At 41.1% G+C, this 12,232-nt stretch carries 13 protein-coding genes; 4 read left to right on the forward strand and 9 right to left on the reverse strand.

Annotated elements, in window-relative coordinates:
* Positions 1-35: 35 nt before the first annotated feature.
* Both ACU6U9_RS19890 and ACU6U9_RS19895 read left to right on the forward strand, forming a co-directional pair.
* Positions 36-887, forward strand: coding sequence for a transglycosylase domain-containing protein (locus ACU6U9_RS19890; protein WP_446736708.1), 852 nt, complete (start codon positions 36-38; stop codon positions 885-887).
* A gap of 102 nt (positions 888-989) precedes the next feature.
* The gene (locus ACU6U9_RS19895) at positions 990-1,817 is read left to right on the forward strand and encodes a tetratricopeptide repeat protein (RefSeq protein ID WP_446736709.1); all 828 of its coding nucleotides are present in this window, start codon (positions 990-992) and stop codon (positions 1,815-1,817) included.
* Positions 1,818-1,883: 66 nt separating this feature from the next.
* On the opposite strand, the gene ACU6U9_RS19900 is transcribed toward ACU6U9_RS19895, so the two are convergent.
* The 3 genes from ACU6U9_RS19900 to ACU6U9_RS19910 form a co-directional block, all read right to left on the reverse strand.
* On the reverse strand, positions 1,884-2,819 hold the full coding sequence (locus ACU6U9_RS19900; protein ID WP_446736710.1) for a DUF5692 family protein: 936 nt from the start codon (positions 2,817-2,819) through the stop codon (positions 1,884-1,886).
* Between the two features lie 168 nt (positions 2,820-2,987).
* A complete protein-coding gene (locus ACU6U9_RS19905; RefSeq protein ID WP_446736711.1) occupies positions 2,988-3,833 on the reverse strand; it encodes a hypothetical protein in 846 nt (281 codons plus the stop codon).
* A gap of 99 nt (positions 3,834-3,932) precedes the next feature.
* A complete protein-coding gene (locus ACU6U9_RS19910; protein WP_446736712.1) occupies positions 3,933-4,820 on the reverse strand; it encodes a hypothetical protein in 888 nt (295 codons plus the stop codon).
* 311 nt (positions 4,821-5,131) lie between these two features.
* Between ACU6U9_RS19910 and ACU6U9_RS19915 the strand changes: the two genes are divergently transcribed.
* Positions 5,132-5,635 carry a MarR family winged helix-turn-helix transcriptional regulator gene (locus tag ACU6U9_RS19915; RefSeq protein WP_446736713.1) on the forward strand — a complete coding sequence of 168 codons (504 nt, stop codon included), beginning with the start codon at positions 5,132-5,134 and terminating at the stop codon, positions 5,633-5,635.
* Positions 5,636-5,771: 136 nt separating this feature from the next.
* Positions 5,772-6,980, forward strand: a complete 1,209-nt coding sequence (locus ACU6U9_RS19920; protein WP_446736714.1) for a cation:proton antiporter — start codon at positions 5,772-5,774, stop codon at positions 6,978-6,980.
* Between the two features lie 107 nt (positions 6,981-7,087).
* Here ACU6U9_RS19920 and ACU6U9_RS19925 read toward each other — a convergent pair whose 3' ends face one another.
* The 6 genes from ACU6U9_RS19925 to ACU6U9_RS19950 all read right to left on the reverse strand — a co-directional run bounded on the left by ACU6U9_RS19925 (position 7,088) and on the right by ACU6U9_RS19950 (position 12,124).
* Positions 7,088-8,125, reverse strand: coding sequence for an NADP(H)-dependent aldo-keto reductase (locus ACU6U9_RS19925; protein WP_446736715.1), 1,038 nt, complete (start codon positions 8,123-8,125; stop codon positions 7,088-7,090).
* A gap of 116 nt (positions 8,126-8,241) precedes the next feature.
* Positions 8,242-8,949 carry a hypothetical protein gene (locus ACU6U9_RS19930; protein ID WP_446736716.1) on the reverse strand — a complete coding sequence of 236 codons (708 nt, stop codon included), beginning with the start codon at positions 8,947-8,949 and terminating at the stop codon, positions 8,242-8,244.
* A 46-nt stretch (positions 8,950-8,995) separates the two neighbouring features.
* Entirely contained in the window at positions 8,996-9,238 is a 243-nt protein-coding gene (locus tag ACU6U9_RS19935) for a glutaredoxin family protein (RefSeq protein ID WP_446736717.1), read from the reverse strand.
* A 122-nt stretch (positions 9,239-9,360) separates the two neighbouring features.
* Complete coding sequence (locus ACU6U9_RS19940) at positions 9,361-10,491, reverse strand: DUF5610 domain-containing protein (RefSeq protein ID WP_446736718.1); 1,131 nt, start codon at positions 10,489-10,491, stop codon at positions 9,361-9,363.
* A 202-nt stretch (positions 10,492-10,693) separates the two neighbouring features.
* Complete coding sequence (locus ACU6U9_RS19945; RefSeq protein ID WP_446736719.1) at positions 10,694-11,455, reverse strand: type 1 glutamine amidotransferase domain-containing protein; 762 nt, start codon at positions 11,453-11,455, stop codon at positions 10,694-10,696.
* 27 nt (positions 11,456-11,482) lie between these two features.
* Positions 11,483-12,124 (reverse strand): NAD(P)-dependent oxidoreductase, encoded by a 642-nt coding sequence (locus tag ACU6U9_RS19950; RefSeq protein WP_446736720.1) that lies wholly within the window; start codon positions 12,122-12,124, stop codon positions 11,483-11,485.
* Between the last annotated feature and the right edge of the window lie 108 nt (positions 12,125-12,232).

The raw sequence follows: 12,232 nt of genomic DNA on the forward strand, positions 1-12,232 counted from the left end.
TTATTGTTAGGCACAGCGTTTATTAAGGGCACTGAATGTTTCGCATCAAGGAAGAATACTTAAACGACCTAGAAACCAATCCTTGGAAACGGCTACGCAATCGTATTATTCGCGTAGCCATAAGCCCCTACCATTTAATGAAATCCATTTTCATGATCACCGGTGCCATATTTTGGCTGCTGGCAATGGTTGTACTCATTTCAACGTTTACACTACTCGAAAGCTTACCTCACTTTGAAAAAGACAGTTTTGAGCAAGCCAAGCAAACGGCTATTGTCAGCGTTAATAATGCACAATCGCCCAAGGCTCTCAAACAGTATAAATGGGTGAGCATCGACAATATTAACCGCGAACTACTGTATGCCATTGTCATGAGTGAAGACGGTGACTTTTTTAGCCATCAGGGCATTGATTACGATGCACTCGTAAGCGCCCTAGGTGAAAACATCAAACGCCGCGAGTGGAGCTATGGTGCCAGTACTATCACACAACAAACCGTAAAGAATATTTATTTCGAAAACAGCAAAACCCTCTATCGAAAAGTAAAAGAATTACTGGTGACTAAACGCATCGAAAAAGCCCTTACTAAAAATGAAATTTTAGAGCTGTACTTAAATATTATTGAATTTGGCCCTGATATTTATGGTATTTCAGCGGCATCACATTATTACTTCAATGCGAAACCCAGTCAGCTGAATGCCGCACAAGGTGCGTTTTTAGCCATATTAATGCCAAGCCCGCGTAAATATCATTTCACGATTTATCAAAACCAATACCTTGCCAAACGGCACAAGCGTAAATACCGCAGAATTTTGCAAGACATGCGCTTTAAAGAATACATAAGCCCAGTGCAATACAATAAATACATGAAATGGTCATTCTTTTAGTTGAGGCAGGCAAAACACGCCATCGTCTTAAAAACTTGATGTAAGTACTTGCAGCAACCTATAGGCACAGTAAACTGCGCCCATCATTGATAGGAAATCATTATGCTGCCATCTATTAAACTATTTATTGTTTTATACATTATTACCGCTTTAGGCGGCTGTGCCGCCACAACCCCGCTAGTGCTGGGTGCCGGTGGTAATCACGAGTATTTAAAACACAAAACCGATGTTCGCTTGAAAGCCGCCGCCGCATTAGATGAAGAGCCCGATCTTATTACCTACTCTTTAAATGGTATTGTCGAAAATAACAGCAACGATGTGATCAGCACTTATCTATTAGGTTATGGCAAAAATGATTACAGCCAAGATATGAAAAGCATTGCCATTTATCAAATCGCTTTAATTTACATGAACCGTTATAACAAAGACCGTGATGACGAAAAAGCCAAAGCTTATTTCCACCGCCACCTAATCGAGTTTCCATACAGTATTTTACAAGATCGAGTGCATGAGCACTTAGCCGAAATTGAAGCTCGTAAAAAAGAAACCATCCAAATGACTCCTGAGCAGTTATTGGCCCATGTTGATAGGGAGCACTTATTAAGCAAACCTGTCTCAACTTTTGACCCTGATCTAACGCCTATGAGTGAGCGCGCCATTCGCGAAAACCGTTTAGACGATGCTAACGGTGTCTATTTAACCGTTTATCAAAACCCTGGCTCCAGTGACAGCATCAAAGCTAAATCACTGTATCAATTAGGGTTAATTTACATGAGCGAACAGAACCCAGATAAGAGCATTAAAAAATCCAGTTACTTTTTCCGCAAAATAATGGATGAATTCCCTAAACAAGATATCAGTAAAAAAGCAGAACATAAGCTGAGTAAGCTCATTAATCAAAACAATGGCCCGTTGATTAATAAAAACTAGACAATAAAAAAGCCTTATATATAAGGCTTTTTTATTGTCTATCTCCCGTCCTGAAACCAAACTAGATCAAGTATTTTCTTTAATCACAAGTTTGTAATCTGAAGAGTCTGTGTATAGCTCATCTTTTAATGGATTTAATTTCTGCTTATGAATCTTTTTAAACTGATATATCACTAAAGCAATATTTGCTAATAGCGCAATCAAACTCACCATAAAAAATGCTTTTGGGTCATGGGTAGTCGGAACAGGTGCAATGCGATCCACAAACGAAGGAACCGACATTACAAACATAATCCAGATCGCGAGCGTTGATGCTCTATGCTGTAGCCATGCACCTTTTTTGATGAAGAAGGCAGGAATGGTACAGGAGCATAACAATACAACTCCAGCGTAGAAAGAGTGGTCTGAAATGCAGTTGTAAGTATAAGCAAAGTTCCAGAAATCATACGCTAGGATCCAAGGCCAAATCATATCAGGCCAGATCATATCTTTTGATTTGTCTTTAGAAATAATAATACCAGCCCAACCACAGATCGCGACAATATTAAGTAAGCCAGCAACTCCGTTCATGATATTCCATGGCCCAGACATCACCCAAAGGTTGTCGATGGTTGCACCATCCCATGCGCCAAATGAGTACACTTGAAAATCACGAATACACGCTTCCAAAATATTAAGTGCAAGAATAGCGGCTGGGAAAATGAGTACATACTTATTTTTAGCAAGGCCTGGAATAAAGCGAATAGCCATAAAACCAAGTGCTCCGGCGAGTGCCGAATAAGTTTTAACCCAGTTAAACCAGTTTCCTGTGCCGTATTCATTACCAGGCGCGGCGGTAGTTGGCCAAACAAAAATAGTCAGCACGATAGGAAGTACTAAAAAAAGGGCGATACCTCCCCATCTTGTTGTTCGTCCAAACTCATTCAGCGCCATCAAAGCGAAGAGCGTAATAAGAGCAATCCCCCAGCCTTCGATATTCGGCATTACATATAAAAATCCCATAAATTATTCCTTAGCACGACTCATTATAAAATCATTTGACTCATAAATTGTTTAAAATTAAGTGGATATTAACATCTGTTATCAACAGTATTATCTTTGATAAAACGCCTTATACACTATATAAAGCGTTTTTATGATCCAGCTTAATACTATAACCAAGCCTTAAACTTAAAACGCGTAAAGGTATTCTACCCAAATTTTGTCATCACTTTCGTTCTCAGATAAACGGTGAAAATTGAAACGTAAGTTTTGTGTTTGAGTAACTTGGTAGCCTAGGGTTAATTCAATTTGATCATCGCGAATGCCTAAACCACCATCAGCCACATCATCAGACCATGACTTACCCAGTATTGATTGGGTGCAGGTGTAAGCCCCCAGAAACCACCAGTCGTCACTAAATTTATAACGTCCATACATTTTAAATGATGTGATAAGAGACGCTATATCTACACCATTGCTCGATGTGTTTAGGCTTTGCTGCGTAGCGCCAGTTGTATCCGCTTGCGCTTTAGCCTCTGCCAATTTATGACTATTATCCTCAGTGATGACACCACCAATTAACAACACAGGCCAAAGGAAGGTGTTTTTGTTAACAGGAAGTGTGGCCAAAGGCCCTGCCTGTATCACAGACATTTGTCCAAAGAATGGATGATCTTTAAAAACCGCATCCAGCGTCCAACCCAAACCGTTATCTGTATTCAATGAGCCATAACGAAAACGATAATTTGTATTTGTTACTTCGTCGCTCATGCCAGATGCAGAGCCTGCAAATTTAGGATCGCCCCCTTCCTCATCAGTTATGTCATTCATCTCTAAAATAAAGCCAGTTTTACGAGTCGCTCCTGGGTCGGACAACATGTACATGGCTTTAAGGTTCATACCTTTGTTACCAATACCCGTGCCCAAAGCGGTATACGCTTCGGTTGGGCTAGACATATCGATACCCTCATCAGCAATGACATAATTCGCTGTAAAGGCGCTACAAACCATAATTATTAATAAGTGCTTAATCATTTTATGTACTCTTTTTGATTGGCAGTTCATTCACTGCCACAATTGATCGAATATTGAGATGAACATGCAAGCTCAAAACTCATTTCGAAATTAAAGTGCTTATATTTGCTCGTTTTTTTGATCGAACTCATTTACGCAATCGGCACGATGAGGCGGTGGGTTTACACCATAAGGAGGTGTTTTGGTTTTATGTTGTTTTCGTAAATACCAAATAGCGAATGGAATATGGAGTGCCAAATTAATCCCGCCCCATATCATCAATGTGTTTTCATTAAACCAAGGCTCTGAGTTCATGACGGGGGTGAAAACATCGTGTATGCCACGCACAAGAACATGTAGAGCCAAAGAATAAACACGGGCAATCATGTAAAGTTCTGGACGTTTTTTTAGTACTGGGTATAACTCGGCTGCCATTAATATACAAAAAGAGCTAGCAAAGAAGGCTGGGCTTTCGCCATATACGAAGCACATGTTCCAAGTGGTATAAAGGAAGTTCCACGATGCCGTGGAGTAAAAAAGTAATTCGTTCGGTCTGTCTTTAGAAATTACCCAATATTGTTGAATTTTGTTTTTGTAAAGCGGCAGCGGAATGGTGGCGCATAGAATCATGCCACAGATGGCATTAAAGTAGTTGCCCGTGGTTAAGTCCTTAAGCGTCGCCTCTGCGATATTCAGGAACAGCACACCATATAGAACATATAGAACCCAGCTACCACGGAACGTTCGCATTAAAGGGTGAGTGTTGCCTCGGTAATACCAAGCTATGCGAGCACCGCCGACGATAATGGCCGTTGGCACCAATACGCTGATGATTTTTGACCAGCGAAACCAACCTTCCACCTGATCCCATAAGGGAAAACTGAGCAGTGCTGCCATCCAGAGTGCAAAGGCTATTCTTGGGTGTTTTCTCATGATATCAATGAGCAGCAGCAGAAAAGCGATGTACCCAGCCATCGACAAGGCATAGTGCCAAATTGGTATATTCATTTGCGCATGACTCCAGTAGTTGAAAGGAAGTTCGTTACAACATTTGAGTTACTTTTCAAACTATGTGTAGCGACATCCCTTTAGATATTTATCTAGAAAGATAAGTATATTACTGACTATCTTTCTTGCAAGATATTTACTTATCGTCTAAGTTCTATACTCACTTCCCTTGACCCTGGTCATGTTTCATACAAACTATAGGACTCAGTGAAAGCCGCTACTTACTGTTAGTTGCTAAAATATAAGTTTTTTTATTTTCTAAGTTCAGCGGGGCTTAGCGACAAATTTTTACAATAAAGGAGAAATACGGGGTGGCAGAACGATATGACACAGAGCAAGAGTTAGAGTTTTATCGAAAATATTGGTCGGAAGCTTATGGACAGACAGGTCAGTTTGGTATTTATTTGCTAAAAGCTCGGGAGCTGAGTCTACAAAAAGTGATGCCCGCAGTAGAAAAAACAGGATTAAGCACCGCAGAGTTTGATGCCTTGACGACGCTTCGAAGATCCGCGCCTCCACATCAAGCTACACCAACGGAGCTGCAACGTTCAATGCTGATTACCTCTGGTGGCTTAACTAAAATACTGTATCAATTGGAAGAGAAAGGCTTGGTGAGTCGCTCGACTAATGAGCAGGATAAGCGTGTGAAATATGTCAATCTAACATCAAAAGGAAAAAGCTTGGTTGAAAAAACCATACAGGCTGTGCACCAACTTCAAGAACAGTGGTTAGAGGGGGCATTAACAAAAAATGAAACTGATAAATTGATTCAACTACTTGGAAAATCGATCAAATTTCTAGAAGGCGAAATTTAATCGAACACATTCGCATGGCCACTTTTTTGTTTTGATAATACTCTAAACCTGACGCTAATAACCTGAATCAAGACGAGCATTCATAGAATATTTATTGAATGGAAATCCCCCTAATACGACAAGAGATAATTTTTATATGGATGCCTCAAGTGTAATATTTCAGCTGCTGATCATTTTGGTCTTTGCTCGGGTGTTTGGTGAAATATTAGCTTACTTTGGCGCCCCTCCCGTGATCGGAGAGTTAGTGGCAGGTATTGTTATCGGCCCATCAATATTTGGCTGGGTCGAGATGAATGCCGTTATTAAGATAATGGGTGAAATTGGCGTTATTCTGCTTTTGTTTGATGTGGGATTGGAAACCGATTTACAAAAACTGGCAAAAACGGGTATTAAATCCGTGGTGGTGGCCATAGGCGGTTTTTTTGCACCCTTCGCTTTGGGTTTTGCCTTATCTTATTGGTGGTTTGAGCTGCCGTTATTGAGCGCTCTTTTTGTGGGTGGTGCGTTAACCGCTACTAGTATTGGTATCACGATTAGGGTCTTGGGTGACATGAATCGCCTAAACAGTACCGAAGGTCAGATTACTTTAGGTGCCGCAGTCTTAGACGATATATTAGGGGTCATATTATTAGCCGTACTTTTTGATTTTTCAACAAAAGGACAGATCGACTGGCTAAATACACTGACCATTTTAGCGTTTGTTAGTATTTTCTTTTTGATCGCTCCTATCATCGCTAAAATATTTGCACGCCAAATTCAGAAGTTAGATTCACGGGTCAATTACCCAGGATTAAAACCCACCACGGTTGTTGCATTGGTATTATTTTTTGCATGGCTAGCTCACTTTTTTGGCGCACCTGAATTACTGGGTGGATTTGCAGCGGGGATCGCCCTTTCTAGACGGTTTTTTCTACCCTTTGGAGCAGCGCTTCATAATGAAAAAGAATTCGCTCAGAAAATTGAAGTGCAGATTAGACCCATTGTTCAATTGTTTACGCCAATATTTTTTGTATCAGTGGGTCTGTCACTGGATCTTGGCCAAATTGATTGGCAATCCAGTTTCTTCTGGTACTTCTCATTAGCATTACTTGTGGTTGCAATTGTGACTAAATTCACGGGAGCCATGTTAATTAAAGAGCCGTGGGAGCGAAAAGTTGTGATTGGCATGAGCATGGTGCCCAGAGGAGAGGTTGGATTAATTTTTACTGGCTTAGGCGCTTCAGCCGCTGTTTTCAGTGATGAAGTTTATACCGCCTTGGTTATGGTGATCGTTTATACAACGGTGCTTTCTCCATTTTGGATCAAGTTATACTATAAATACAAAGGCGATAAATTAGAAAGCTAAGGCGCTCTGATTAAATTTTAGTGTGGTGACATGCAGATTGGTTTCACATAAAAAAAGCGGATGCTATGACATCCGCTTTTTTTGTGTGCATTAAATAGTAACCTAGATTACGGCGCAGGATTAGGCTGAATCATATGCACCTTGGCAATCTCATTTAAAACATCGTCACTTAAACTCACGTCAATTGATGCAATGTTTTCTTTTAATTGCGCCATCGTGGTCGCGCCAATAATATTACTGGTCACAAACGATTGCTGATTTACAAACGCAAGACTCATTTGAGCTGGGGTTAAGTTAAAGTATTGAGCGATATTCACATAGGCATTTATGGCTTTAACCGCTTGTTCATTATTATAACGGGTAAAACGCTCGTAAAGTGTTAAGCGCCCTTTTTCAGGTTTATCATCCCCTAAATATTTACCGCTTAACGCACCAAATGCCATCGGGCTATACGCCAGCAAGCCTATGTTTTCGCGGTGACTCACTTCAGCCAAGCCCACTTCGTAGGTACGATTCAATAAGTTGTATGGGTTTTGTATCGACACTGGTTTAGTAAAACCGTGCTCTTCACAAATGCTTAATGCTTTCATCACACCCCAAGGCGTTTCATTGCTAAAGCCCCAATGACGAATCTTACCTTGCTGAACTAGCTCATTAATGGCGCTAATAGTGTCAAACAACGGCGTTATTTCTTCTTCACTCTTGGCTTGATACCCAAGCTGGCCAAAGAAATTTGTGTTGCGATCCGGCCAGTGCAATTGGTACAAATCAACATAGTCAGTCTGCAAACGTTGTAAGCTTGTTTCGATTGCTTGGTGTATATGCGCTTTTGTTAAACGCGGACCATCTCTAAGATAGGTCAAGCCATTACCTGGGCCTGCTACTTTGGTGGCTAAAACAACATCATCGCGCTGTCCGCGTTTAGCCAGCCAAGTACCAATATACTGCTCCGTTAAGCCTTGGGTTTCTGGCTTAGGTGGCACAGGGTACATCTCTGCCGTATCTATGAAGTTAATGCCCTGCGTGAGGACGTAATCGAGCTGTTCATGGGCTTCTTGCTCTGTATTCTGCTCGCCCCATGTCATGGTGCCTAAGCTAATTAAGCTCACATCAATATTGGTATTACCTAATTTTTTAAACTTCATCATTAACCCTTTAAATACAAAAAAACCGATAAGGCTTACCCTATCGGTTTCAGTGTTGAGTCTCAATATTTGCTTAGCCGTTAAGCTGGAATAAATCGTTCCAGTAATCCACTAAATTAATTTTGAATTTTACAGTTACGCCACTCACAGCGTACCAAGAAGTAAGAGTCATCGGCACAACTGGCTTCTAACACTTCATTAGGACCATCGGACTTAAGTGTACGGACTTTTGGATTAACACAACCTTCGCGCTTAGCCATACGCTCAACTGCGTAGGCACTGCGAGAAAATTTCTTGTTTGATTTACCTTCCATCTGACTCATCTTAAGGTAAAAGTCTTCACCTTGAGCATCGCGTTTTTGCTGCAATTTAACCAATAACGGGTACATTTTTGAATCTTCACGTAGATCCATTGAACCATCACGATATTCAGCCATAACATCTAAACAAGTGGCCGTTTTATCACCGCTTTTTAGTAGTTCAGTCACACGCTGCTCAGCTTCGGCAACGATGTCAAACGTTAAGCCCATGGCATAGCGAGCACCGGTTTCTTGGCGAGTATCCGTCAAAGTCACAAGGTTATAGGTTAAACCATAGTCAGCCGCTTCTACTAAACTGCCATTACGCTTCCACCAGCTGCGATAACCGCGCCATGCGGCCTGTTTTGCCGTGACACTTAAATCACTACATTGATCCGTCAACTTACGTACGGTGACATCTTCAACCAATGCATAGCTAATCGCTTGCTCATCCGCTGTACGAGAGACTCCACTACAGGCGCTTAACGCCAATACACACATTACTAAAGTTAAACGTTGAAACACGTTACCGCTCCTTAATTACTTTTATTTATTGTAGTTGATTTCACTGCTAAACGTTTAGCGCTTCTAGCCAGTGAATCAATTCGTCTTCTGTAAATGGCCAACCGAGTTCATGACCATTTTGTGTTCTTAATATTGGAATCTGCATGCCGTATTGATCGACCAATATGTCATCATCAGCAATATCAACATAAACCAAGCTGAACCCCAATGCTGGGGCAATTCGACGTACCATGCGCTCTGCTATGTCACACAAATGGCAACCCGTGGTGCCTAATAACGCTAACTGCACAATGAGTCCTAATGCTTTGCGATGAGCGCAGAATACCACGGTATGAAACAATAAAAAATGCCATAAAAAAACGGAAAGCACAGCGAAGTGTACTTCCCGTCATAAAGCGGTTACCTAGCGAATTATGCGCTTAACGCATCCAGCATAGGTTTCAATAGATCAGGTAGTTGGCTTTTACCCAGCATTTGAGTTGTTTGATCCATTTGGTCAAATAAGTTTTCTAGTAAACTGCGCGAGTTTGCAAATTGATTGGCCTCTTCATAAGCCTCTTTTACGCCCTGTGCAAAATTCGCTAGTGGGTCAGCCAAGCCACTTGGTAATTTAGCGGTTTCATAACCTTTACCAGCATTACCAAGAGCATCGCCTTTCATTGCTCCATACTCATAAGAATTTAATTGAGTTTGCTTTAAATCTAAACTGAACTCGGCAATTTGATCCGCATCACTGGTTAGGTTCATCGCCATATCAAACGCTGTGCCTAAATCACCCGTATAAAACTCATTGGCTAGATCATTCACTTGTGACATTAATGATTCAATGGCAGCCATCTCTTCATCGTTTAAATCACCCTCAACTAAAAGGTTAAAACCTGAGCTATTGTTTTGCTCACTATAACTGGCGTATAGCTCACTGCCATTACCCTTAGCTTTTAGTGCTTCTTGATAAGATTCATAATTGCTCATGGCTTGAATTTTAACCACATCCCCTTCTTGTGTGGTTAGCTCAAATTCAAAGCTATTACTGGTGCGCTCATACGTTTTCGCATACTCAACCGTATTTGCTTTTATAATTTCTGCTTGAGGGTTAAAAGCACTCTCTTCGAGCTTATCAATGCCGTCATTAATGCCCTGCTCTGCTGAGTTAATTCTTTCAGCCAAAGGTTCATTCAGCTTATTTAGTGCATCAATTTGTTCACGGGCTTGGGTAAAACCTGTTTCAACACCGCTACGCGCCGCATTAAACATCGACTGTAGGTCGTCATCGCTTGCACCATTAGCACGTGCTTGGTCAATACGTTTACCAATGTGCTCCATGACGGTGTTAATCACCGCGTCTACATCAAACAGGCTTTTGGTTTCGTTAACGGATTTTTCAGGCGGTAAATCAACCCCTAGATTATCTTTTAACGCTTGGCCCAATCGCTGGTGCGCAAATTTATCTTGATCTAGGTTTTCTTCAGCCATAACACGAGGCTGAACAGGTTGTGAGTATAAATTAGACTTGTTAAATAACGCTGAGTTAAACGACAACATGGCACACCTCTAGGTAGCCAGCCTTGGCTTTGTTAAATAAGTGATACCCAGCTTATCGACTTGAAGAGGCTTTACTTTAGGATAAGCACCTCATTGTATAAGACGAATAGCATCTAAAAGAGGCGTTTGATATAACCATATTTTTAAGCGAGGTAGATTGACTAAAATAGCCCTCTTATATTTAAGAGGGCTTATATTATGGCTAGCGCTGTAGTTGCTTGATAACACTCTGTGCCACTTTCTTTGCTGACGCAGGATTTTGCCCCGTAATTAAGCGCCCTTCGACTATTACATTCTCCTGCCATGCTTTTCCACTCACGTGAATAGCCCCTTGCTCTACAAGCTTATCCTGCAATAAAAAGGGCACAACCTCTGTTGTACCTAGGGACATTTCTTCTTCATTGGTGAACGCAGCAAGACGTTTATTAGCAATTAATAAACGGCCATTAGAAAGAGTGACGTTGATCAGTGCAGCATTACCATGACATACAGCGGATACAATACCGTTGTTTTCGTAGATCGAAGCTGTAATACGGTTAATATCTTGATTATCAGGAAAGTCCCACATTGGGCCTGAACCGCCTGAATATAATACAGCGGCATAATCATCTGGGTTTACGTCTGCCATTGGGATACTTCGCATAACTTTTGCCATGAGCTTAGCGTCATTTAAGAAAACCTGATGATATTCATCATCTTCTTCGAAAGCTTTGCTATCTAATGGGGCCATACCGCCCTCTATGCTAGCGATATCGACGGTATAACCTGCTTGAATAAATTCATAATAGGGATGGGTTAATTCAGGCAACCAAAACCCTGTTTTTTTACCTGTGTCGCCTAATTCGGTGTGACTGGTCAAAACAATTAATATTCTTTCTTTGTTATTTGTGTGAGTTGCGGCATAACTCATGTTTGTTATCAGCAACGTTACGATAATGGATATTAAGGTTATAAATGTTTTCATGTTATGTCTCCAATGTTTAATTCGTTTTTAATAAGCAAGAGTAAAGCGCTGTTGAGGAAAATTATTTTCTTCGGCTTCATTGATCAGTGCGACAGCAAGATCTTCAATCGACACTTGTGACTGCCCTTGCTGATCAACAAGTAATTCGTCTTTTCCTAAGCGAAATTTGCCTGTTCTTTCACCTGGCAACAAAGTGGCTGGCGGGCTTAAATACGTCCAATGGGTTTGCGTATCCGCTTTATAAACGTCATATTGCTCTACGCAAGCCAGTGCAATTTCACGCCAAGCAGGTAAAACATAGCGAGTATCATCGACTACTAGCGTGTTATGTTTATCTGCAACATTTAGGCTTCCAGCCCCTCCTAACGCAATCAAACGAACCTTACTTTGAGCTAACCCAGCCAATAGGGCTTGGCTAATCGTTATGAGTTCTTTTTCTTGCCCTTCGGGCGGACGGGTAGCACTAATGATTAAATCTTGGTCTTTACTTAGCGCAATAATATCTTCTATTTGACTGGCATCGCCTTGTCGTTTTTCAGCTTCGCCTGGTAACTGTTCAAAGCGTGATTTATTTCTTACCACTGCTGTCACCTTATGTCCTCTAGATAGGGCCTCAGCCACTATTCGACTACCGGCGCTACCAGCCGCACCAAATACAGTAATACGCATATTCTTTATCCTATGTATCAATTTAATGTATCAGGGTTAAAGTTTATACCACGGGGCAATTCAAAGAATTAACCCATGTTTATTTTGTATAAATAATTTATTCGTCGG

Source organism: Pseudomonas sp. HK3 (assembly GCF_052920985.1).